26 protein-coding genes and 2 pseudogenes are annotated in these 22,707 nt (G+C 61.0%); 13 read left to right on the top strand and 15 right to left on the bottom strand.

What is annotated here, in order from left to right:
• The 7 genes from L9Z73_RS07345 to L9Z73_RS07375 form a co-directional block, all read right to left on the bottom strand.
• The coding region (locus L9Z73_RS07345) for a DUF1329 domain-containing protein (RefSeq protein ID WP_247397981.1) at positions 1-791 on the bottom strand (791 nt) is incomplete at its 3' end.
• Between the two features lie 26 nt (positions 792-817).
• Positions 818-2,608 (bottom strand): DUF1302 domain-containing protein, encoded by a 1,791-nt coding sequence (locus L9Z73_RS07350; protein ID WP_247397983.1) that lies wholly within the window; start codon positions 2,606-2,608, stop codon positions 818-820.
• 482 nt (positions 2,609-3,090) lie between these two features.
• A complete protein-coding gene (locus tag L9Z73_RS07355; RefSeq protein WP_247397985.1) occupies positions 3,091-4,002 on the bottom strand; it encodes an SDR family oxidoreductase in 912 nt (303 codons plus the stop codon).
• Between the two features lie 118 nt (positions 4,003-4,120).
• Positions 4,121-5,023 (bottom strand): alpha/beta fold hydrolase, encoded by a 903-nt coding sequence (locus L9Z73_RS07360; RefSeq protein WP_247397988.1) that lies wholly within the window; start codon positions 5,021-5,023, stop codon positions 4,121-4,123.
• Positions 5,023-5,805 carry a class II aldolase/adducin family protein gene (locus L9Z73_RS07365; protein WP_247397992.1) on the bottom strand — a complete coding sequence of 261 codons (783 nt, stop codon included), beginning with the start codon at positions 5,803-5,805 and terminating at the stop codon, positions 5,023-5,025. Before L9Z73_RS07365 ends, L9Z73_RS07360 begins: the two co-directional genes overlap by 1 nt.
• Before the next feature lie 147 nt (positions 5,806-5,952).
• A complete protein-coding gene (locus tag L9Z73_RS07370) occupies positions 5,953-6,639 on the bottom strand; it encodes an LrgB family protein (protein ID WP_247397995.1) in 687 nt (228 codons plus the stop codon).
• The gene (locus tag L9Z73_RS07375; protein WP_247397998.1) at positions 6,629-7,015 is read right to left on the bottom strand and encodes a CidA/LrgA family protein; all 387 of its coding nucleotides are present in this window, start codon (positions 7,013-7,015) and stop codon (positions 6,629-6,631) included. The genes L9Z73_RS07370 and L9Z73_RS07375 overlap by 11 nt, the downstream gene beginning before the upstream one ends.
• Before the next feature lie 98 nt (positions 7,016-7,113).
• Here L9Z73_RS07375 and L9Z73_RS07380 point away from each other — a divergent pair, with 98 nt between their 5' ends.
• On the top strand, positions 7,114-8,010 hold the full coding sequence (locus L9Z73_RS07380) for a LysR family transcriptional regulator (RefSeq protein ID WP_247398001.1): 897 nt from the start codon (positions 7,114-7,116) through the stop codon (positions 8,008-8,010).
• Here the strand turns inward: L9Z73_RS07380 and L9Z73_RS07385 are convergent.
• Complete coding sequence (locus L9Z73_RS07385; protein WP_247398003.1) at positions 7,991-8,446, bottom strand: flavodoxin; 456 nt, start codon at positions 8,444-8,446, stop codon at positions 7,991-7,993. The two genes, L9Z73_RS07380 and L9Z73_RS07385, sit on opposite strands and share 20 nt — an antisense overlap.
• A gap of 128 nt (positions 8,447-8,574) precedes the next feature.
• Between L9Z73_RS07385 and L9Z73_RS07390 the strand changes: the two genes are divergently transcribed.
• Together L9Z73_RS07390 and L9Z73_RS07395 are read left to right on the top strand one after the other, a co-directional pair.
• Complete coding sequence (locus tag L9Z73_RS07390; protein ID WP_247398005.1) at positions 8,575-9,042, top strand: PAS domain S-box protein; 468 nt, start codon at positions 8,575-8,577, stop codon at positions 9,040-9,042.
• A gap of 60 nt (positions 9,043-9,102) precedes the next feature.
• Complete coding sequence (locus tag L9Z73_RS07395) at positions 9,103-9,708, top strand: hypothetical protein (RefSeq protein ID WP_247398007.1); 606 nt, start codon at positions 9,103-9,105, stop codon at positions 9,706-9,708.
• 2 nt (positions 9,709-9,710) lie between these two features.
• Here L9Z73_RS07395 and L9Z73_RS07400 read toward each other — a convergent pair whose 3' ends face one another.
• Positions 9,711-10,670 carry a MerR family transcriptional regulator gene (locus L9Z73_RS07400; protein WP_247398010.1) on the bottom strand — a complete coding sequence of 320 codons (960 nt, stop codon included), beginning with the start codon at positions 10,668-10,670 and terminating at the stop codon, positions 9,711-9,713.
• A gap of 232 nt (positions 10,671-10,902) precedes the next feature.
• Here L9Z73_RS07400 and L9Z73_RS07405 point away from each other — a divergent pair, with 232 nt between their 5' ends.
• From L9Z73_RS07405 to L9Z73_RS07430, 6 genes are read left to right on the top strand one after another with little or no spacing between them, the layout of a single operon-like run.
• Positions 10,903-11,463 carry an antibiotic biosynthesis monooxygenase gene (locus L9Z73_RS07405; protein ID WP_247398013.1) on the top strand — a complete coding sequence of 187 codons (561 nt, stop codon included), beginning with the start codon at positions 10,903-10,905 and terminating at the stop codon, positions 11,461-11,463.
• 56 nt (positions 11,464-11,519) lie between these two features.
• Positions 11,520-12,230, top strand: a complete 711-nt coding sequence (gene folM, locus L9Z73_RS07410) for a dihydromonapterin reductase (RefSeq protein WP_247398015.1) — start codon at positions 11,520-11,522, stop codon at positions 12,228-12,230.
• Between the two features lie 20 nt (positions 12,231-12,250).
• Positions 12,251-12,811: a GTP cyclohydrolase I FolE gene (gene folE, locus L9Z73_RS07415; RefSeq protein ID WP_247398018.1), complete on the top strand. Its 561-nt coding sequence runs from the start codon at positions 12,251-12,253 to the stop codon at positions 12,809-12,811.
• A gap of 2 nt (positions 12,812-12,813) precedes the next feature.
• Positions 12,814-13,185 carry a dihydroneopterin triphosphate 2'-epimerase gene (folX, locus tag L9Z73_RS07420; protein ID WP_026140129.1) on the top strand — a complete coding sequence of 124 codons (372 nt, stop codon included), beginning with the start codon at positions 12,814-12,816 and terminating at the stop codon, positions 13,183-13,185.
• A 22-nt stretch (positions 13,186-13,207) separates the two neighbouring features.
• Entirely contained in the window at positions 13,208-13,504 is a 297-nt protein-coding gene (locus tag L9Z73_RS07425; protein WP_247398021.1) for a DUF1244 domain-containing protein, read from the top strand.
• Positions 13,497-13,835, top strand: coding sequence for a HopJ type III effector protein (locus L9Z73_RS07430; protein WP_247398036.1), 339 nt, complete (start codon positions 13,497-13,499; stop codon positions 13,833-13,835). Before L9Z73_RS07425 ends, L9Z73_RS07430 begins: the two co-directional genes overlap by 8 nt.
• A gap of 209 nt (positions 13,836-14,044) precedes the next feature.
• On the opposite strand, the gene trxB is transcribed toward L9Z73_RS07430, so the two are convergent.
• Positions 14,045-15,001, bottom strand: coding sequence for a thioredoxin-disulfide reductase (gene trxB / locus L9Z73_RS07435; protein ID WP_247398039.1), 957 nt, complete (start codon positions 14,999-15,001; stop codon positions 14,045-14,047).
• Positions 15,002-15,293: 292 nt separating this feature from the next.
• On the opposite strand from trxB, the gene cysZ reads away from it, so the two are divergent.
• The 3 genes from cysZ to L9Z73_RS07450 all read left to right on the top strand — a co-directional run bounded on the left by cysZ (position 15,294) and on the right by L9Z73_RS07450 (position 18,217).
• Positions 15,294-16,058 carry a sulfate transporter CysZ gene (gene cysZ / locus L9Z73_RS07440; protein ID WP_247398042.1) on the top strand — a complete coding sequence of 255 codons (765 nt, stop codon included), beginning with the start codon at positions 15,294-15,296 and terminating at the stop codon, positions 16,056-16,058.
• 54 nt (positions 16,059-16,112) lie between these two features.
• Positions 16,113-17,291 carry a glycosyltransferase family 4 protein gene (locus tag L9Z73_RS07445; protein WP_247398044.1) on the top strand — a complete coding sequence of 393 codons (1,179 nt, stop codon included), beginning with the start codon at positions 16,113-16,115 and terminating at the stop codon, positions 17,289-17,291.
• 239 nt (positions 17,292-17,530) lie between these two features.
• Positions 17,531-18,217 (top strand): hypothetical protein, encoded by a 687-nt coding sequence (locus tag L9Z73_RS07450; protein ID WP_247398047.1) that lies wholly within the window; start codon positions 17,531-17,533, stop codon positions 18,215-18,217.
• 470 nt (positions 18,218-18,687) lie between these two features.
• Here the strand turns inward: L9Z73_RS07450 and L9Z73_RS07455 are convergent, their stop codons facing one another.
• From L9Z73_RS07455 to L9Z73_RS07475, 5 genes and pseudogenes are all read right to left on the bottom strand, one after another.
• Positions 18,688-19,791, bottom strand: coding sequence for an NADH:flavin oxidoreductase (locus L9Z73_RS07455; RefSeq protein ID WP_247398050.1), 1,104 nt, complete (start codon positions 19,789-19,791; stop codon positions 18,688-18,690).
• Positions 19,792-19,938: 147 nt separating this feature from the next.
• Positions 19,939-20,421: a glutathione peroxidase gene (locus L9Z73_RS07460; RefSeq protein WP_247398052.1), complete on the bottom strand. Its 483-nt coding sequence runs from the start codon at positions 20,419-20,421 to the stop codon at positions 19,939-19,941.
• A 101-nt stretch (positions 20,422-20,522) separates the two neighbouring features.
• Positions 20,523-20,987, bottom strand: a complete 465-nt coding sequence (locus tag L9Z73_RS07465) for a CreA family protein (protein ID WP_247398055.1) — start codon at positions 20,985-20,987, stop codon at positions 20,523-20,525.
• A 16-nt stretch (positions 20,988-21,003) separates the two neighbouring features.
• Positions 21,004-21,300: pseudogene (locus L9Z73_RS07470) on the bottom strand (PUA domain-containing protein); the annotation flags it as partial.
• Positions 21,296-22,222, bottom strand: a pseudogene (locus tag L9Z73_RS07475) (PLP-dependent aminotransferase family protein); the annotation flags it as partial. The pseudogenes L9Z73_RS07470 and L9Z73_RS07475, both read right to left, overlap by 5 nt.
• A gap of 102 nt (positions 22,223-22,324) precedes the next feature.
• Here L9Z73_RS07475 and L9Z73_RS07480 point away from each other — a divergent pair.
• Positions 22,325-22,707 (top strand): FMN-binding negative transcriptional regulator (locus tag L9Z73_RS07480; RefSeq protein WP_247398058.1); only part of this gene is annotated, 383 nt, incomplete at its 3' end.

Consider the following 22,707-nt stretch of genomic DNA (forward strand, 5'->3'; position numbering starts at 1 on the left):
CGCACGCGGCGCTGGCCGGCGTTGTAGATCCAGGCCAGGCGCGGTTCTTTGACCTGGTCGAGGGTCTCGTGGACCAGCAGCACGTTGCCCGCCAGCCGCGCCGGGGCCGTTACCGATTGCTTGAAGAAACTCAGCACGTTGGCGGCCTTGGCCGGGTCGATATCCGGGATCGCCTGCGGCACCGCGACTTCTTCTTCAAAGCGGATCGGCGTGTAGCTGCCGTTCGTCTGCGGGGTCGCCTGGGTGATGATGCGCCGCAGGTTACCGCCGTGGTAACGGGTGATGTGGTTCCACAACACCTCCACGCCATTCTTGGGAATCGGGAAGGCGTAGTAGCGGTTGCCGGTGAAGTTCTCCAGGCCGTTACCGTCGTTGATCGCATGCACGTTCAGCGCGCTGCGCTTGATCGACTCGTAGATATCCGGCGGCAGGTTGACCGTGCGGTGGCTCGGGTACACCGGGATCTTGTAGGTCTCGGGGTAGCGTTTGAACATTGCCACCTGGCCGTCGGAGAGTTTGTCCTTGTACTTGTCGACCGTCGCGGCGGTGATCACGAACAGCGGCTTTTCATTGGCGAACGGGTCGGCGAGGAAGCCCTTGCTGTCCACCGCACCGGCATTTTTCGGAATGCCACCGGTCCAGGCCGGGATCGAGCCGTCGGCGTTGCCGGCTTTTTCCGCGCCGACCGGGGTCAGGCTGGTGCCGAGCTTGGCGGCTTCTTCGGGCGACACGGCCGCCATGACGTTGGCGGCCAACACGCTCAGGGCCATCACAGCAATCAACTTACGCATAGAGTCTTGTCCTTCTTTAAGCCAAATCAGAAGTTCACGCCGACGCTGAGGGCGAGGAAGTCGCGGTCGGTCAGGGTGTTGTAGTCGCCACCAAAAAAGTCGGTGTAGTTCAGGCTGGCGGTGTAGGTGTTGCGGTAGTCCGCATCGACGCCGACGCTGATCGCCTTGGCACCCTGGTTGAACAAGCCGTTGGGGCCGTAACCGTTGACGTCGTGGGACCAGGACAGGTTGGGCTTGAGGTTCACCCCGGCAAACACGTTGTTGTAGTCGAGGATGGCGCGGGCACGATAACCCCAGGAATTAGCCGTGACGAAACCGTCGGTGTCGCCACCGAAACCGTAGGCGCCGTATACCGAATCGCGGCCGTAGCGCAGTTTGCTTTTCGCTTCCAGCCCGCCGACGTGGACGAAGGCGGCCTCACCCACCAGGGTCAGGCGTTCGGCCCCCAGGACCTGGTCGAAGAACTGCGTCATGGTGCTCTGGATCTGGGTGATTTCCTTGCGACGGTAACCGCTATTGTCGGCGCCAAACGAGCTGTGGATCGGCGACGCGGTATTGCCGGCAATCGGGTTGATCAGGGCCAGGGTCAGGTCAGTGGTATTGAGTTGCACCGGCGCATTCGGGCGGTAGCTGATTTCCCCGGTCCAGGCCGTGCCGGTGGGCAAGGTGGTGGAGAAGCTCGCACCGTACAGGCGAATATCTTCCGGGTAATCGAGATAGTACTGGCCACGGCCAAGCATGGTGCTTTGGGCCAGGGCCGAGCCGGTGCCCGGCGCAATGGCGTTGGCGGTGTTGACGATGCTCCCGATGGTGGCCAGGTTGGTGTTGGCCGTGAGGGTGCCGACGGTCGGCGTGCGGCTGTGGTAGTTCATGAAGTACAGGCCGTACTCCGTGTCGTCGCCCAGCCAGCGCAGGGCCGCACCGAACTGGCCGCCATCGCGGGCATCACGGTCCTTGGCGCGCTGCACCACCACACCTTCACTGGTCACCTGGAAGCCCTGGCCGAACGCTGCGGCCACGGGTTGCAACGGTGCAATCGCAGGGCTGCCGACCGTGTAGTTTCCGTTGCAACCATGGGCCGCCACGTCGCCACCAAAGAACGTGCCGCAGTTATCCAGCACGGTGTTTTCCCAGTTCAACTGGTAGAAGCCTTCCACCGTCAGTTGGTTGGTGAGGCTCTGGGAGGCGAACAGCATATTGACCGGTATCAGCCCTTCCTTGATCTCGGCGCCGGGGCGACGGAAGGCCGATACGTCAATGGGGTTGATGCTGTTGATGGAGTTACCGATAAACGTACTCTCGCCCCAACTCACCACCTGCTTGCCGACACGCACGTTGCCCGGCAAGTCGGCGATGGAATAGTTGTGATAGACGAACGCATCCAGCAGCTCGTAGCCGGAAGAGCGCGCGCCTTCGTCGCGATGGTGATTGCTGATCTGCTTGAACTCGCGGTCTTCGTCCTGCAGCTCGAAGTCGTACCAGTACTTGCCGCGCACGAATACGCCGCTGTCGCCGTACTTGAGTTCCAGGTCGTGGATGCCTTTGAAGATCTTGGAGAAGGTCTCGCCCTTCTTGAAGTTCAGTCGCCCGTCATCCCCGGTGGAAGCCTGCCCCGTGCCGCCATTGGACACGCCCACCAGCTTCTTGTCGGCATCGCGCATGCCCCAACTGGCGCCGACCGACAGCGAGGAATCGAATTGCCCTTCGATCTCGCCGATGTTGAACGAAACAGCCTGCGCCTGGGCACAGCATCCCAACGCAACCGCAGTGGCCAGCGCCTGCGGCGTGAAGATGGCGCGCATTGTTGTTTTTGTCATGCGTCTTCCCCGGTGAGTGACAGAAGGCCCCACCCTACTGCCGCCCTTCGGGAGCGATAAGCGCACCAAGGAGGTATTCGTGTTGTCGCTCGAAAGGATTAACAGCCGCTCTGGCGCGGCTCTGCGCACGGGCATGCACCCTGTGGATGGCGGGTTATCAGGCCAGTGGATAACGCCGAGGGAACTGTTTCCATATCAGTAACAGTCCTTGTCATGAACCGCTATTACTCATTTTGTTACAACCCTCTATTCTTGCCTGGCTTTCAGGGCAAATGGCCCGCTTCCACCTTCGGGAGAAAAGCTGAAATTCGACGGATTGGCTACTGTATTCAATCTGTTACCAGTGTTCACTGACGTTGAGTCTGTCGCTCCTTGATCCAACGTCTTACTTCGGCCGCTGCTTTGCAGCGGCCTTTTTTATGCCTGAAAAAAAGCGGGGCGCCATCAGCGCCCCGCAGTATTCATGGTGCATCTAGCAATGATCAGAGGCTGAACTTCTGCAAATTGGCCATCATCTCCTTCAAAGCCTCAATCGTGTCCTTGGGATGCACCGCCCCTTCGAAGTCACAGATCTGTTGCCAGTGCGCGGCCACGTCATCCGGCGTGAACCCGGCCTGCGGGTCGAAGCCCACGCCGAGGCTGCGTTCCCAGCGGGTCTTGCCGATCCAGCCGCCGCCCACTTCAAACAAGCCTGAGGTTTCCTGGCACGCCTCGCTGCCGAGGTACACCACCAGCGGGCTGACCAGTTCCGGCTTGAGGCGCTCGAACACCTGCGGCGGGATCAGGCCTTCGGTCATGCGTGTGCCGCCGGTGGGGGCGATGGCGTTGACCAGGATGTTGTTCTTGCGCCCTTCCAGCGCCAGGGTGCGGGTCAAGCCATACAGGCCGAGCTTGGCCATGCCGTAGTTGGACTGCCCGAAATTGCCGTAGATGCCCGACGTGGACGCAGTAAAGATCACCCGACCATAGCTTTGCTCACGCAGATGGGGCCAGGCGGCGCGGGTGACTTTGTAGGCTCCTTCGACATGCACCCGGTAAACCAGGTCCCAGTCGCTGTCGTCCATTTTATGGAAAGTCTTGTCGCGCAGGATGCCGGCGTTGTTCACCACCACGTCGATATGGCCGAAAGCGTCCAGGGCGTTCTGTACGATTTTCTCGCCATCGGTGACGGAATCATGGTTGGCTTCGGCAATGCCGCCGGCCTCGCGGATTTGTGCGACCACACGGTCGGCCGCCGACGCATTGGCGCCCTCGCCCTGGGTGGAACCGCCGAGATCATTGACCAGCACTTTGGCCCCGTGCCTGGCGAACAGCAGCGCATGGGCCCGGCCCAATCCGCCGCCGGCACCGGTGACGATCACGACCTTATCCTGGAACTGCACTGACTCACTCATACCGAACTCCAATGGCGACAATGGGAATGGGTCGAGTGTCAGGCACAGGGCCTGCGGTCACAATAAATACGGCCAGGGCTGAATGGTGCGCGATAAGGCTGAAGGATGATTGCCTGTCTCAGGAATAGGCCATGCGCGGCGCCACCTGCACGATCCGCTGTCGAAACTCCAGGTAATGTTTGAGCACCTGCACCGGCGCTTCGATCTGCGGGTAGTGGCCGATATTGGCCAGCAATACCGTGTCGGCGTGGGGCACCACCTGGTGGTAGCGCTCGACCATGTGGGCGCCGGAAATCGGGTCGACTTCGCCGTCAATCACCCGTAGCGGTACGTCGCCACGCTGCAGGGCGCCCACCCAACGCTCACGCAGGCGACGGCGCTGGGGAATGTAGTTGATCAGTTTATGCAGGATGCGCGGCCCGTCATTGCAGTTGATCAGGCTCCAGAAATCATCGAGGGCGCTCTCGCTGGGGCGGGTCTGCGCGCCGAAGATCTGGCTGAAACTGTCGGACAAAGCATTGCGCCCAAACGCGCGGCCGATCATCCAGCCCAAGGGGCTGAGCAGCAGTTTCTGCACCAGCACCAGGCGATGGGTTTCGGGGAACAGCCCGCCATTGAGGAACACACAACTGGCCATCTGGAAACGGCCTTCGTGATGCCGCGCCAATAATTCCTGGGCGACGCTGTCCCCGTAATCATGGGCCAGCACATGCACCGGTTGCCGCACACGCAGGTGGTCGAGCAGCGCCTGTTGCAAATCGGCCTGTTCCAACAGGCAATAGTCGTGGTCCAGCGGCTTGGCCGAATCGCCAAACCCGAGCATGTCGCAGGCGATCACCAGATTGCGCTGGGCCAGGGGCTGCCACAGGTAATGCCAGTCCCAACTGGCGGTCGGGAAGCCATGGATCAGCAGCAGCGGCTCGCCCTGCCCGGCCACCCAATACCGAATGGTGCGGCCACGGAAAACGAAACTCTGGCCGCACTTGCGCCAGGCCCTGAGCGGAATCTCGGCGAGAGGCATCAATTTTTATACCCCGGATCTTGCAGGTCCAATTTACGCAGCAGCGCCGGCCAGGCCAGCGCGCCTCCCATACCCTGGGCGCTCTTTGTGACAGCCGCCACCATCGCCCTGGCCCCAGCGAGAATCTGCGGGTCGATGGTGATCAATTCAGCCGCGCCGTTTTGCGCAAGCACTTGGATATCACAGGCGCGCTGAAAGGTGAACATCATCAGGAAGGTGTCGGCAATCGTCCCGCCGCAGGTCAGCAGGCCATGGTTGTGCAGCATCAGGAAATTGTTTTCGCCAAGGTCGGCCTGTAAGCGTGCTTTTTCTTCGTGGTTCAGCGCCACGCCTTCATACGCGTGATAGGCCAGGCTGGACAACACGAACAAGGACTGCTGGCTGATGGGCAATACGCCCTGCTTCTGCGCAGACACGGCAACCCCCGCCGCCGTATGGGTATGCAGCACGCACACCACGTCGTGGCGCACTTCGTGGATGGCGCTGTGGATGGTGTAGCCGGCCGGGTTGATGTCGTAAGCGCTATCCATCCGTTTGTTGCCGGCCTGGTCGACCTTGACCAGGCTCGACGCCGTGATCTCGTGGAACATCAGCCCATAAGGGTTGATCAGGAAATCATCGGTGCCCGGCACCTTGGCCGAGATATGCGTGAAAATCAGATCATCCCAGCCATGCATGGCGACCAGGCGATAGCACGCAGCCAGGTCGACGCGGGTCTGCCATTCGGCCGCGCTGACCTGATCTTTGACATTCTGTGGCGATACAACGGGGGCTAGGCTCACGGCAACGACCTCCTTGGCGCATTTTTTTATTATTTTATGTGAAGGGTCAGTGTAGTCAGACCTCGTGGCGCAGGGAGTTGCCTTCGCAGCCAGCTTGATGGCCGCACGAGTCAGCCAAGAGAATAGTTTACATTTGTCCCCGTCGCGTCAGAGAAGCGTCGCCAATAACGGCGCCGCAAACAGGTTGAGCAGCCCCGTCAACACCATCACCAGGCCCGCGACAGAGCCCTCTTCACCGCCCACTTCATGGGCCCGGCTCACGCCTGCGCCGTGCGCGCCCACCCCGAACAATGCCCCGCGCGCCAAGGGGGTGCGCAGCGGCAGCCACTTGAGCAGCACCCCTCCGAGCAAGGCGCCGAACACGCCGGTGAACATCACGAACACGGCCGTCAGTTCCGGCACACCGCCCAGGTCGGAAGACATCGGCATGGCAAATGGTGTGGTGATTGAACGCGGCACCAGGGACATCGTCACCGCACTGTCCAGCGCCAGCGCCTTGGCCAAACCGAACGAGGTGCCGATGGACGCCGCGCTGCCGGCCACCATGCCCAGCAGCAAGGCCGACCAATACCGCGCCAACAAGCGTCGCTGCTGCCAGATCGGCACCGCAAACGCCACGGTCACCGGGCCCAGCACCAGCATCAGCCAATGGGTGTCGCGGGCGTATTCGGCATAAGCGGTGTGCATCGGCACGGCCACCGCGAGCAGCAGCGCGGGCACCAGGATCAGCGGCGACAACAGGTAGCGCCCGGTCCGACGGTAGATCCAGCGGCTGAAGATATAGGCGCCCAGGGTCAGGGCCAGCCAGAACACCGGCATCAGCTCAAGCTTCATGGCGCACCTTCCAACGACACACTATTTCCACGGTGAAGGCCGTCACCAGCATGACCGCCAGGGTGCTCACGCCGATCACCAGCAGAATGCGCCAACCGTCATTGCGCACCAGGCCGCCGTAGTCCAACAGGCTCATCAAGGCCGGAATAAAGAACAACAACATTTCCGCCATCAGCACGCCCGCCCCCAATTGCAGGGCAGCCGGCTTGACCAGGCCGGTGGCGAAGGTCGCCAGCAACAGGCCCAGGCCCATCACGCCACCGGGGATGGGCCACGCCAACCAGGCCACCAGTTGAGTACCGAGCTGGTAGATGGCCAGCAGTACGACCAATTCAGTCAGCAGACGGCCGACGTGTTTGAAGCTGAAACGTTTCATGGGCTTTGGGTCCTCGTAGGCCTCCATTTTAGAGAGCCCCCTTCCATCCCCACAGCGAATTGTTAGACTGCCAACTATTCCAAACTGGAATCAGGCCCATGGAATTCAAACAGCTGCGCAGTTTTGTCGAAGTCATCCACCGCGGCGGTTTTACCCAGGCCGGGAAAACCCTGCACATCAGCCAGTCCGCCGTGAGCAAACAGGTCGCACAGCTGGAACACAGCCTGGGCACACCGTTGCTCGACCGCATCGGCTCGCAGATCCGCCTGACCGCCGCCGGCCAAGTCGTCCTGCAACGCGCCGAAGCCATGCTGCGCCTGCAGAACGAATTGCTCAGTGAGCTGGATGATATGCAGCACCTGACCCGTGGCGAGTTGCGCCTGGGCTTGCCGCAGTTGGGCGGCGATACGCTGTTTGCCGAGCTGTTCGCCGAGTACCGCCGGCGCTATCCGAACGTCACCATCCAGTTGTTGGAGGGTGGCAGTCGCAGTATCGAGCAGGCGATTTTGAGCGGCGAGCTGGAAGTCGGTGGCAGCTTGAAGCCCAGCGATCCGGCATTCGCCTGGCAAGCCTTCTGCGATGAACCGCTGGATGCCTTGCTGCCGATGAACCATCCCTTGGCGCAGAACGCCCAGGTGCGCCTGGAGGAGTTGGCGAACACACCGTTCCTCATGTATCAGCGCAGCTTTGTCTTGAACGACCGCTTGCTGCAGGCGTGTCAGCGGGTGGGCTTTACGCCGAAAGAAGGAGGCCGCAGCGGCCAAGCGGATTTTCTCGCGGCCCTGGTCGCGGCCGGTCAAGGCGTGGTGCTGTTGCCCAGCGTGGTCGCCCGTGGGCTGGTGCGGCCTGGGGTGGTACGCCTCACGCTGAAGGCGCCCGACTACCTGCGCTGGGACATTGCGTTTATCTGGCGTGAGGGCGCCTATCTGTCGAAAGCCGCCCAGGCCTGGCTGGCGTTGCTGCGGGAGTTCCCGGTCAGCCGCGCAGTGCAGTGACCAGCTCGGCCAACCAGGGTTCGGCGTCGGTTTCCGGGTTGACGCTTTCGCTGGCGTCCAGGCGCAGCATCGGCAGCACTTCATGCACGCCCAACTCGCTGAACAGCTCACGCATGTGCTCACCGCCGGCGCAGAAGGTATCGCCGTAGCTGGCGTCGCCCAGGCCGATGACCGCGCCCGGCAAACCGCGCCAGGCCGAGGGCAACTGGTCGCGAATGTTCGAATACAGCGGTTGCAGGTTGTCCGGTAGTTCTCCCATGCCCGTGGTGGAGGTCACCGCCAGTAAAGCCTGCGGGGCGAAGGCCTGCACGTCCGCTAGATTCGCGCGCGGGTTGTGCCAGGCCTCGAAGCCGGCCGCGTTAAGGATGTCGGCAGCGTGGCGGGCGACTTCTTCAGCCGTGCCGTACACCGAGCCGGAAAGGATGGCGACTTTCATCAATCTGATCCTGTCATTGAGCGAAAGCCTGGGATATTACCAGTTGGGGCAAATATTTCGGCGCACACCGTGCAACATTCAAGACTTGCCATAAACTGCCAGTTCAAGAACACGCCAGGGACCGCGCAATGATTAACGCCAAACTGCTGCAAATGGTCGTCAACGCTTCCAACGACGGTATTGTTGTCGCCGAACGGGAAGGCAAGGATAAACCGCTGATCTACGTCAACCCGGCATTCGAGCGACTGACCGGCTACACCCTGGACGACGTCCTGTATCAGGACTGCCGCTTTCTGCAGTCCGGCGACCGTGATCAACCGGGGCTGATGGCCATTCGTGAAGCACTGGACAGCGGCGGTGCCTGCCGGGAAATCCTGCGCAACTATCGCAAGGACGGCAGCCATTTCTGGAACGAACTGTCGCTTTCAACGGTTTACAACCATGCCGACAAGCAGACCTATTTCGTCGGCGTGCAAAAGGATGTGACCTTGCAGGTCAAGGCCCAGCAGCGCGTCGCGCAATTGGAGGCGGAGTTGGCGCAGGTCAAGGCCGAGCTGGCAGCGGTCAAGGCGACGAGCGGATCTAACAAAACTTAGAAAATGCGCTTATTAGAGCGGATAATGGCGTTTTAACACCCTCCCGATTGAGCAAGATCAATGCAACGCGACGCGCTTCTGACTCAGGACGAGCTGGATTTCATTCGTAACATGCAGCACAACCCCCAGCTCAACCTGCGGGATGCCTCGTCAAGCCTGACTCTCAACGGCAGTTCCCAGCTTCGCGACTTGCTCACACGGCTGGCAGCCCACGATCACGTCACCCTCCAGGCGCACTTCGATAACCAGCAACTCACCTTCCCGCTGCACTTGGTGGAAGACGAGTTTCATGCCGTGCATTTACGCCTGGGCGTACCGAGTATTTTTGAAGACGGGCCGATGATTCGTCCTTGGCGCCTGGCACTTGAAGCGCCGGTGGCGCTGGAAAATGTCAGGGGCAACCCCAGTGCGCTGTGGGTGCATGAGGTGTCGTTCAAGGGCGTGCTGGTGGAAATTCGTGGCCGGATCAAGGCGCCGAAAACCTTTGCCCTGTGGTTCAGCCCTTCCGGTTATGAACGCATCGCGATACGCGGCACGCTGGAGCGGGAAACCGCGCGGGGCTTGTTTGCCTATCGCCTGGGCCAAGGCGATGCGGATGAAACCGAGCGCCTGCGCCAATTCATCCTGCACCAGCACCGCTTGATGCATCCACAGATGCACGCCTGACCTCAGGTATCCAGGTTACCGCAGAGAAATTGCTGCAAGCGGCGTTGCATCAAGCGTCCTTCATTGCCCAGGCAGCCGACGGTGGAGCCTGCCAGATCGTCCTGGGCCAGGTCCGACGCCGCACCGGCAAGAAACAACGGGCAATCCAGGGTCAACGCCAGGCGATTCAAGCGCCCGATCAGCGCCTGATTGTGTGAGTGATTGGAGAAGAGCACCAGCGCCTCGGGTTGCGTCTTTTCACACACCAGCGTCAATTCATCGAAAGGCTGGCCCATCCCCAGCACCTTCACGGCCAGATCGTCGCGACCGATCAACAGCCCCGCCACCAGCAATTCCAATTTACGGCACTCGCCGGGAATGGCCGCGAGCAACACCCGTGGCGCCGCCGACGCACACGCCAGTTGCAGACGCTGCAACGCCCGCACCCGCAGGAAATTATCGAAGAACAGCCACTCACTGGCCTGGCCGAATCCTCCCTGATGACGCAACAGGTCGTTCCAAAGAGGCATCAGGATGTCCTGGAACGCCACGTTGAGCGGGTAGGTGGCAATCACCTGGTTGTACAGATGCTCCAGTTGACGGTCATCGAACGCGTTGACGGCCAGCAACAAGCGCGCCTGCCACTGCGGCCATTCGCCCTCATCGACCGTGTCGTGCTCGACGCGCACGGCGGCGGCCTGCTGGTCGTCACGCGCGAGGATCTTGCCCACTTTGCTCACGGCCACGCCGCGCTCGATCCAATCGACAATGCGATGAACCGTTTGAATATCGGCTTTGGAGTACAGGCGATGCCCGCTTTCGGTGCGCGTGGGTTGAATCAGGCCGTAGCGCCGCTCCCAGGCACGCAGGGTGACCGGGTTGATGCCCGTCAATCTCGACACTTCACGAATCGGAAGCAACTCATCGGAATCGGCAAGGCTGGCGGAGGAGGATTCGCCAATAGGCGCAATGATTTCGGGCATCAGAGGTCACGAACGTCCGTTTGAAAGTGAGCCCCATTTAACGCTTTTACCGCGATGTATATCAAGGTGTGTACCTATCGGACCGATGCCGCTGGTGTATTTCTACAAAACAGGAATAATCCTTGCTTACCAATATTGGCAACAACGAACCAAGCGTCGCTGCAACACCCCCGCAGCGTCGTCTGTGCGCCACCTACCCGGTTCAGCGCACCCGTCTATTTGGAGATACACAATGTCTACCTCACCCGTCACCCTGATGGTTGCGCGCCGCGTGGCCAAGGGTCGCTACGAAGAGTTGATGGCCTGGCTGCGCGAAGGCGAGCAACTGGCCACTGACTTCCCCGGCTACCTGGGCTCCGGCGTCCTCGCACCGCCGCCCCTTGATGATGAGTTCCAGATCATTTTCCGCTTCGCCGACGAAAAAACCCTGCATGCCTGGGAATTTTCCGCGTCGCGCAGCGCCTGGCTGGGCCGTGGCAGCGAGCTGTTTGCCGACCCGTCCGAGCATCGCGTGCGTGGCATCGATGGTTGGTTCGGTGCCGCAGGTACACGGCCGCCGCGCTGGAAACAGGCGGTGGCGATCTGGCTGGCGTTTTTCCCGGTGTCGTTGCTGTTCAACTTCGGCCTGGGGCCGCTGCTCAGCGAACTGGACCTGTTCAGCCGCGTGCTGGTCAGCACCCTGGCGCTCACACCGCTGATGGTCTACCTGTTCATTCCACTCTCGACCCACCTGCTGGCCAACTGGCTGCACCCTTCGCCGCCACGGGCCAAGGCTACCGAAGCCGCGGCGTGAGTACAGGGCGGCTCGTCACTGGTATGATTTGACCCTGCCAGCGACTCGAGCCTCCCATGACTGCAACAAACGCCCCGATCCTGATCACCGGCGCCGGCCAGCGCGTCGGCCTGCATTGTGCCGAACGCTTGCTGGACGAGGGCCACTCGGTGATTTTCAGCTATCGCAGCGAACGCCCCGGCGTGCAGGCCCTGCGCGAGCGTGGCGCGATCGGCGTGTTTGCCGACTTCTCCAGCGAAGCCGGGATTCTCGCGTTTATCACCGAGCTGCAGCGCCACACCCAAAGCCTGCGCGCGATCATCCACAACGCCTCGGCCTGGATCGCCGAAACCCCGGGCGACGAAAGCCGTGCCTTTACCGACATGTTCAGCGTACACATGCTTGCGCCGTACCTGATCAACCTGCATTGTTCACCCTTGCTGCACCGCTCTTCACCCGCCGACATCGTGCATATCAGCGATGATGTGGTGCGCAAGGGCAGCCGCCAGCACATCGCCTACTGCGCCACCAAGGCCGGGCTCGACAGCCTCACGCTGTCGTTTGCCGCGCAGTTTGCACCGCTGATCAAAGTCAACGGCATCGCCCCGGCGATGGTGATGTTCAACGAAGGCGACGACGCGGCCTACCGTACCCAGGTGCTGGCCAAGTCGGCACTGGGCATCGAGCCCGGGCCCGAAGTGATTTACCAGAGCCTGCGTTACCTGCTGGACAACCCCTACGTCACCGGTACCACCCTGACCGTCAACGGTGGGCGGCATATCAAGTAAGCCGTTTGTGAGGATGTTGTATGACCTTATCCCTGCCCCAGCACTATCGCGAGATCCTTAAAGGCCTGGGTGAAGACCCGGAACGCGAAGGCCTGCTCGACACCCCCAAGCGTGCCGCCAAAGCCATGCAATACCTGTGTCATGGCTACGCGCAAAACCTCGAAGAAATCGTCAACGGTGCGCTGTTCGCCTCCGACAATGACGAGATGGTGATCCTCAAGGACATCGAGCTGTATTCGCTGTGCGAACACCACCTGCTGCCCTTTATCGGCAAGGCCCATGTGGCCTATATTCCGACCGGCAAAGTACTCGGTCTATCGAAGCTGGCGCGCATCGTCGACATGTTTGCGCGGCGCCTGCAGATCCAGGAAAACCTCACGCGGCAAATCGCCGACGCCATCCAGGACGTGACCCAGGCTTCCGGTGTGGCGGTGGTGATCGAAGCCAAGCACATGTGCATGATGATGCGCGGCGTGGAAAAACAGAATTCAACCATGAACACCTCGGTGATGCTCGGCGCGTTCCGCGAGTCGAACACCACGCGCATGGAGTTCCTGCAACTGATTGGACGGAGCAAGTAGCAATGCCACAACTTCAACCAGGCATGGCGCGCATCCGGGTCAAGGACCTGTGTCTGCGCACCTATATCGGTATCAACGAAGATGAAATCCTCAACAAGCAGGATGTGCTGATCAACCTGACCATCCTGTATGCCGCCCAGGACGCCGTGCGCGACAACGATATCGACCACGCCTTGAATTACCGCACCATCACCAAGGCGATCATCGCCCACGTCGAAGGCAACCGCTTCGCCCTGCTGGAGCGCCTGACCCAGGAACTGCTGGACCTGGTGATGAGCAACGAGTCAGTGCTGTACGCCGAAGTCGAAGTGGACAAGCCCCACGCGCTGCGCTTTGCCGAATCGGTTTCGATTACCCTGGCGGCCAGCCGCTAACCCCTGGATTTGCGTGAAACCTATGACCGATCAACAACGTCTCGAACTCGAAGCCGCCGCCTTTCGGCGGCTGGTCGCACACCTGGACAGCCGCAAGGATGTGCAGAATATCGACCTGATGAACCTCGCCGGCTTCTGCCGCAACTGCCTGTCCAAGTGGTACAAGGCCGAGGCCGACGAGCGCCAGATCGAGCTGAGCCTCGATGCCGCCCGTGAAGTGGTGTACGGCATGCCGTATGCCGAGTGGAAAACCCAATACCAGCAAGAAGCCAGCGCCGAACAACACGCGGCGTTCGCCAAAGGAAAACCCCATGACTGACCTGAACACCCTGCGCGCCAGCCTCGACAGCGGCGAACATCTCTTCGCCGACACCCTGGCCTTTGTCGCCGCCGGTTACGACTACCAGCCACAAGCCTTCACCAATGGCACCGTGGAAAACGCCGCAGGGCAGAACGAAGGCTCGTGCAAGACCCTCGGCCTGGCGCTGCTGGAAGGCTTGAGCGAGCAGCACGCACTGCTCGCGTTTGGCGAGCACTACCGCTCGGTGCTGGCCACGCCTGAGGGCAGTGACCATGGGAATATTCGGGCGTTGATCGCGCATGGGTTGGCGGGTGTGAAGTTTGACCAGCAACCTCTGACTCGCCGCTGATCCAACGTGCAAACCCGATTTAATGTGGGAGCAGGCTTGCCTGCGATGGCGGCGGTAAATCCTGCATAGACGTTGGCTGACACACCGCTATCGCAGGCAAGCCAGCTCCCACAGTGATTGGATTACCAAATTGAGATAGCGATGGATCATCAAATCCCGCGCATAAAAAACCGGCTTTCGCCGGTTTTTTCATTTCAGCGGGTTCAGACCTAAGCGTTCTGCAAACCGTCCAGGTACCGCTCGGCATCCAGGGCCGCCATGCAACCGGCGCCGGCCGAGGTGATGGCCTGGCGGTACACGTGGTCAGCCACGTCACCGGCCGCGAAGATGCCTTCGATGTTGGTCGCTGTCGCGTTGCCTTCACGGCCGCCCTGCACCACCAGGTAACCGTCCTTGGCATCCAGCACGCCTTCGAACAGCGAGGTGTTCGGGGTGTGGCCGATGGCGATGAACACGCCGTCGACTGTCAACTCGTCGAAGCTGCCGTCGTTGTTTTTCAGGCGCGCACCGGTCACGCCCATGTTGTCACCGAGGACTTCATCCAGGGTGGCGTTGAGCTTGAGGATGATCTTGCCTTCAGCGACACGCGCGTGCAGCTTGTCGATCAGGATCTTCTCGGCTCGGAAGGTCTCGCGGCGGTGAATCAGGGTCACGGTGCTGGCGATGTTGGCCAGGTACAGCGCCTCTTCCACGGCCGTGTTGCCACCACCGACCACGGCGACCGGCTTGTTGCGGTAGAAGAAACCGTCGCACGTCGCGCAGGCGGATACGCCCTTGCCCATGAACGTTTCTTCCGACGGCAGGCCCAGGTAACGGGCGCTGGCGCCGGTAGCGATGATCAGCGCGTCACAGGTGTAGACGCCGCTGTCGCCGGTCAGGCTGTAAGGCTTTTTCGAGAAGTCGACCTGGTTGATGTGGTCAAACACGATCTCGGTTTCGAAGCGCTCGGCGTGCTCTTTCATACGCTCCATCAGCACCGGGCCGGTCAGGCCATGGACGTCGCCCGGCCAGTTGTCGACTTCGGTGGTGGTGGTCAACTGACCGCCCGCCTGCATGCCGGTGATCAGCAGTGGCTTGAGGTTGGCTCGGGCAGCGTAGACGGCAGCGCTGTAACCGGCAGGGCCGGAACCGAGAATAATCACTCGCGAATGACGGGTATCAGACATGACTCACTCCTATCGACCGCCCGGACAACAAGGCGGCTGGAATAAAAAAGGACCGCGAAGCACTTGGGGAAGGCTTGAACTCGCAGATCCTGAAAGTAATGGGTGCAGCGTATAGAGGGGGGCAAGATTAAGGAAATACGGAATAACAATCCAGCTCATAGGCGGTCTCTATGCAGTCGCCCCCATTAATCGACGCCTTTGTTACCGTTGATGTCGTCACACTGGCCGCGCTTTCGCCTGGAATGCAAAGCCGGTAAGGTCGGCGCGTTCGTCATCCTGCTCGGAGTTCTCCATGCCCGCCCCTGTTCTTTCCGGTCCGCAATACCTGCGTGAAGGCCTCAAACTGGTGTTGAGCCCTGGCCTGCGCCTGTTTGTGCTGCTGCCGCTGGCGATCAACCTGGTGCTGTTCGTCGGCCTGATCTATTTCGCCGGCCATCAGTTCAGCCTGTGGGTCGACACCCTGATGCCGACGCTGCCCGGCTGGCTGAGTTTCCTCAGCTATATCCTGTGGCCGCTGTTCGTGGTGCTGGTGGTGTTGATGGTGTTTTTCACCTTTACCATGCTCGCCAATATCATCGCCGCGCCCTTCAACGGTTTTCTCGCGGAGAAAGTTGAAGTGGTGGTGCGTGGCACCGATGACTTCCCATCGTTCAGTTGGGCCGAGCTGATGGCCATGGTCCCACGCACCCTGGCGCGGGAGATGCGCAAGCTGGGCTATTTCCTGCCACGGGCCATCGGCTTGTTTATCCTGTCGTTCATTCCGGTGGTCAACCTGATCGCCGCGCCGTTGTGGCTGCTCTTCGGCGTGTGGATGATGGCGATCCAATACATCGACTACCCGGCCGACAACCACAAACTGGGCTGGAACGAAATGCTCGCCTGGCTGCGCCAGAAACGCTGGCAGAGCATGAGCTTCGGCGGCAGCGTCTACCTGGTGCTGCTGGTGCCGGTGGTCAACCTGCTGATGATGCCGGCGGCGGTGGCCGGGGCGACGTTGTTCTGGGTGCGCGAGCAAGGCGCCGAGGCGATGGTGGCGCCTAAAGTGGTCAAGTCATAAATCCATCATCTGTATGACACATCGACGACACAGCCCACAGCGACACTGTGGGTCATGACGACAGCTTCGCTTCACATCACCCTGATTACCGAAACCTTCCCGCCAGAGATCAACGGGGTGGCCAATACACTGGCTCGCCTGTGCGAGGGTTTGCGCGCGCGCGGCCATCAGGTCGAACTGGTGCGCCCGCGTCAGGGCATTGACCAGAGCCGGCCCAGCGACAACGAATTGCTGCTGTGCCGCGGCTGGCCGTTGCCGGGTTATCCGGGCCTGCAATGGGGCCAGTCGTCGATGCACAAGCTGCTGCGCCGCTGGACACGCCAACGCCCGGACGTGCTGTACATCGCCACAGAAGGACCGCTCGGGTTGTCGGCGCTACGCGCAGCACGTCGCCTGGGGATCAGCGTGGTCAGCGGCTTTCACACCAATTTCCAGCAGTACTCGAACCAGTACGGTATGAGCCTGTTGAGCCGCGTGGTCACGCACTACCTGCGCTGGTTTCATAACCGCTCGACCTTGACCCTGGTGCCCAGCGCCAGCCAGCGCCTGGAACTGGAGCGCCGGCATTTCGAGCGTCTGGGGATGTTGTCGCGCGGGGTGGACAGTCAGCTATTCCACCCGGCCAAGCGCGATAACGCCTTGCGCGAGAGCTGGGGCCTGGGCAATGACGATATTGCGGTGCTGCACGTCGGGCGCCTGGCTCAGGAAAAGAACCTGGGCGTGCTCAAGCGTTGCTTCGATGCCCTGCGCAGTACTTATCCACAGCGTCGCCTGCAACTGATCGTCGTCGGCGACGGGCCACAGCGTGCGCTGTTGGAGCACGACCTGCCGAACGCCATATTCTGTGGCACCCGACGCGGCGAAGAACTGGCGCGATACTACGCCTCGGGGGACCTTTTCCTGTTCCCCAGCCTGACCGAAACCTTCGGCAATGTGGTGTTGGAAGCGATGGCCTCCGGGCTCGCGGTGGTGGCATACGACCAGGCGGCCGCGACCCAGCATATCCGCCATGGCTACAACGGCGTGCTGGCGATGCCCGGCGATGAGGACGCGTTCTGCGATGCGGCCAATTGGCTGCTGGAAGACCGCGAGCATTTGCGCAGAGCCCGTCTCAATGCGCGCCGGCATGCCAGTCGCCAGGGCTGGTCAGCGATTATCGAGCAATTCGAGAACCAGTTACGCGATGTGTGCGGGGAACCTTTGGCCGCTCCGACACTGCCTTACGTTCGTTGAACGATCTGCGAGTAACGTCAGTTCGTTCGCCTTCCTGCCAGCCTTCCCCCTGAATAATGGCTTCAACATTAGGATTCTTTACCTGAAGCCATCGGAGTCGGCACTCCACAACAGGATATTTCCGGAACGTCGTGCGATTTATCGCCACCTACATGACACCTGCCATAGGAGGGGTGTCTGCTTGTGGACACACTCAAAAAAGGCAGGTCATTCATGATGAAACATTAATAGAGAGCATTATGTCGACACTCATAAATGGATCAATGGCGCTGCGATTCCAACCGTTCAACACGCCCACTCAAGGGGCCGCAGACACCTGCCCATCCGCAAGCGCTCAGAACGATCACGGGCAGCCATCACTCCAACAGCCCTATAACGCGAACCACGGCTGGAACCGCCCACAGCCGTCACGCCCGGGCAACCATTGGCAACGACCGCAACCTACTCGCCCGGAAAACGCATGGAATCGCCCACAACCCGCGCGCCCTGGAAACGACTGGCAACGCCCTCCGCACAACGGCGGCCATCGCCCGCAGCCCACACGCCCGGAAAACAACTGGCAGCCGCCACAGAACGACTGGCAGCGCCCACCGCACAACGGCGGCTATCGCCCGCAACCCACACGCCCGGAAAACAACTGGCAGCCGCCGCAGAACGACTGGCAGCGCCCACCGCACAACGGCGGCTATCATCCGCAACCCACGCGTCCGGAAAACAACTGGCAGCCCCCGCAGAACGACTGGCAACGCCCACCGCACAACGGCGGCTATCGTCCGCAACCCGCACGCCCGGAAAACAACTGGCAGCCGCCGCAGAATCAATGGGAACGTCCGCACAACGGCGCGCGCCCCAACCAAGAGTCATACGCCACCACCCGATATGAAGCGGCCTATTCCGAACAAGCGGATGATGCCTCCCACGTTTAATCCGGATCGGCCAACAACAAAACAATAGGCCTTGAAGAGCATGACGTCCTGAAAATAGACGGGAAGCCGGGCGCTCCCTACCTGGCCTCCCGTCCGACATTGCGCAGCGTGTCGCACGCCAATCGCCATAGGCTGCGTAAGATTTACTCGATATTTCACCCTGGAACGGCGAACGGCGGATTGCCAATCATTGATACCGGCTGTTCACGCAGGTCCTTTAAATCAATGGAGACACTGAAATATGGCGACTTATGGAATGGGAGTGCGCAATGGCATCAACATGCCAACGGCAGAGTGGACGCGCCAGCAACAGTGGCTGGATCAGTCTCGAGCAGAACCGCCCACCTATGACCACTCTGCGCGTCAAGATGGGCACAAGACCGATCACAGCCAAGAGCTGCGCAAATCAGTTGAGTATTGAACGCTCCAGCTAAACAGCTCCCGGTGACAACCGCCGGGAGCCCAGCCCGTTACACCAGGGTCGTCAACGCCTCACGACTGAACGGCAGGATGTCTCCCTCGCGACCCTCGCGCACCTTTACCGCCCAGTCCGGGTCCACCAGCAGAGCACGGCCCACGGCGACCAGGTCGAACTCATCGTTGTTCAAGCGCTCCAGCAGCTTCTCCAGGCTGGCCGGTTGCGCAACCTTGTCAGTGTTGACCATAAACTGCAGGAACTCACCATCCAGGCCGACGCTGCCGACGGTGATGGTCGGTTTACCGGTGAGCTGGCGGGTCCAGCCGGCCAGGTTGAGGTCGGAACCTTCGAACTCCGGCTCCCAGAAACGGCGAGTGGAACAGTGGAAAATATCCACACCGGCGTCGGACAGCGGCTTGAGAAACTCACCCAAGGCCTCGGGGGTTTGCACCAGGCGCGCGGTGTAGTCCTGCTGCTTCCACTGGGAAAAACGCAAGATGATCGGAAAATCCGGGCCTACAGCGGCGCGGGTAGCCTGGATCAGTTCGATGGCAAAGCGCGAACGGTTGGCCAGGCTGCCGCCATATTCGTCGGTGCGCTGGTTGCTGCCTTCCCAGAAGAACTGGTCCACCAGGTAGCCATGGGCGCCATGGATTTCCACGCCGTCCATGCCGATGCGCTGGGCGTCCTTGGCTGCCTGGGCGAAGGCGGCAATCACGTCCTTGATGTCCTGACGGGTCATGCCGTGGACGACCACGTTGCCATCCTTGAGTTTTTCCATCGGGCCGTAGGCCGGTACGCTGGCATCCGGCTCAGTGCCGATACGGCGCACGCTGCCCACATGCCACAGCTGCGGGACGATCTTGCCGCCTTCGGCATGCACCGCATCGACCACTTTCTTCCAACCGGCCAACGCCGCTTCACCGTAGAAGTGCGGGACGTTGGGATAGCCGTTGGACGCCGGGTGATCGACCACGGTGCCTTCGGTGATGATCAGGCCCACGCCGGCAGCGGCACGGCGGCGGTAGTACTCGATGACCTTGGAATTGGGTACACCGCCCGGGGAAAACGAACGGGTCATCGGCGCCATGACCACACGACTCGACAGTTGCAGCGCTCCGAGGTGGAACGGTTTGAACAAGGCTTGAACAGGCATGGCAACACTCCACGAAAGACGGTTTTTATGATGCCGATAATATGGCGAGTGCAGCGCGCTGAGTAGCACTATTGATCAGGGTGATTAAGGCTTAGAAATGCCGGACACCTGTAGGAGCGAGTTGGCTCGCGCCTACAGGTTAGGGAATCAGCTCAGGGCTTTTTCGATGGCCTGGACGATCGACGGATCTTCCGGTGGGGTACGCGGCGAGAAGCGCGCCAGTACTCGGCCGTCTTTACCCAACAGGAATTTCTCGAAATTCCAGGTGATGTCCCCAGGAAACTCCGCGCCCTCGCCCGCCAACAAGCGGTACAACTGATGACGCTCAGGGCCGTTGACCTCGAGTTTGCTGCCCAACGGAAAGGTCACGCCGTAGTTGAGGCTGCAGAACGCCTGGATCTCCTTTTCGCTGCCCGGTTCCTGGCCTGCAAACTGGTTGCACGGCAGGCCGAGTACGGTAAACCCCTGGTCCTTGTAGTGCTGATAGAGGTTTTCCAACGCCGCGTATTGCGGGGTCAAGCCACATTTGGAGGCCACGTTGACCACCAGCACAACTTTGCCCTTGAAGGGCGCCAGTGGCAGCTCTTGTCCGTCCAACGCTTTGAGTTTCAGGTCGTGGAAAGCACTCATGACGAACTCCAGATATCCCATGTTCTTTGCATTGCGGCGCTTCGAGATTACAACCCGCAAGCCTGCAATCATAGACGCCGATTACGAAACTCGCCCGCGGATCACTGAGCGGTCGACCACGGTAAAATTGGAATCGCGGTAACGGCGTTCTGCGGGCTGCCCTCAATCACGCGGTCGCTGTAGACCAGGTACACGAGGGTATTGCGCTTCTTGTCGAGGAAGCGCACCACCTGCATGGTCTTGAACACCAGCGACGTGCGTTCCTTGAACACTTCGTCGCCATCCTTGAGTTCACCCTTGAAGCGGATCGGCCCGACCTGACGGCAGGCAATCGAGGCTTCGGCGCGGTCTTCGGCCAGGCCCAGGCCGCCTTTTACGCCGCCGGTCTTGGCGCGCGACAGGTAGCAGGTCACGCCATCGACCTTGGGGTCATCAAAGGCTTCGACCACGATCCGGTCGTTGGGGCCGACAAACTTGAACACCGTCGACACCTGGCCGATCTCTTCGGCTGAGGCCAACAATGGCATGGCCAGCAGCAGGCCGAGCAATCCCTTCATCACACGCATCGTGTATTCCTTTCGTTTAAACCAGGATCAGGTTGTCGCGGTGGACCAGTTCCGGTTCCGCCATGTAACCCAATAGACCGACAATCGCATCAGATGACTGCCCGATGATTTTCTGTGCTTCCAGCGCGCTGTAGTTGGCCAGGCCACGGGCGATTTCACGACCGTCCGGCGCCACGCACACCACCATCTCGCCACGGCGGAAGCTGCCCTGCACCAGTTTGACGCCCACCGGCAGCAGGCTCTTGTGGCCTTGGGACAACGCCGCCACGGCGCCATCGTCGAGTACCAGGGTGCCGCGGGTCTGCAAATGCCCAGGCCAGCAACTCCAGGCGCCGGGCCAGGCTCATGACCACGCCCAGCGGGTACTGATGGGACGGGGTGACATACGCCAGGCGGCAGTTATCGAGGCGGTTCAATACGCTGCAGTCGATCCCCTCGCTGTCCACCGCCACACCCTGCAGCTGCGCACCGGCCAGGGCGAACGCATGACCGGCGGCGCGGTAGCCGGGATTTTCAATCGCCACGCTATCGCCGGGGGTCACCAGCAACTGTGCACAAAGGCTAATTGCCTGCTGTGCACCACTGGTGATCACAATTTGCTCAGCCGTGCATTGCATGCCCCGCGAACTGCGCAGGTAAGCGGCGATCAGCCCACGCAATCGCTCGTCCCCGGCCGGGTTGCCATAACACAGGCGTTCGAGGTCCGGCTTGCGCCAAAAAGCCGCACTCAGCTTGGCCCAGACGTCAAACGGGAACAGATCGAAGGCCGGAACCCCCACCCGGAATGCCCGTGGTGGACCGGTGGGCGGCAGGGGCAAATGGTTGTTTTCGAGGCGCTCCAGGGCCGCGCTGTGGATAACTTTTTCACGCGGAATATCGGCTTTTTTAGGGTCGATTGTGGATAAGGCTGGGGATAAGCCTGTTGAAAACCCTGTGGACAGTTTTGTGGATAGTTTTTTTGAGCTGGGCAGTTGGGCGACATAAGTCCCGTCGCCCACGCGGCTTTGCGTGAAGCCCTCGGCATACAGCTGATCGTAGGCGCGTACCACGCTGTTGCGCGAAATCGATAACGCCGCGGCCAGGTCGCGCGTGGCGGGCAAGCGCGTGCCGCTGGCCAGTCGCCCGTCCAGCACCCGCTGGCGCAGGGCTTCATACAGCTGGCGGGTCAGCCCCTGACGACGATCCAGCTCGATTCCCGCAGGGTTGAACGACAGCGGCGGCGCAGGGGGCGACATAGGGCAGGCTCCGTAATTGGACCTATAAAATGGGTCCTAGATGGCTCTTACAACGAACCATTAGCCTGCCTAGGATGCAGGCATTCGCCAAGGAATACTTTCATGTACATACCGCGCGCCTTTGCCCTCGACGATTTACCCGAACTGCAACAACTGATCCAGCACACACGCCTGGCGCAGGTGGTGACCATGGGTGAGCACGGCCTGCAAGCCAGCCACCTGCCGCTGCTGCTCAACCCGGACGAGGGCCCGAACGGCACGCTCTACGGCCACATGGCCAAGGCCAACCCGCAGTGGCACGACCTGCAGAACGGCGGCGAAGCGCTGGTGATTTTTGCCGGGGCCGACGCCTATGTCAGCCCGGCGTTTTACCCGGCCAAGGCCGAGCACGGCAAAGTAGTGCCCACCTGGAATTACCTGGCGGTGCACGCCTACGGCACGGCCGACGTGTTTACCGACGCCGAGCGCCTGCTCGGCGTGGTCAG

Source organism: Pseudomonas emilianonis, assembly GCF_023072625.1.
Classification (GTDB): Bacteria; Pseudomonadota; Gammaproteobacteria; order Pseudomonadales; family Pseudomonadaceae; genus Aquipseudomonas; species Aquipseudomonas paraveronii.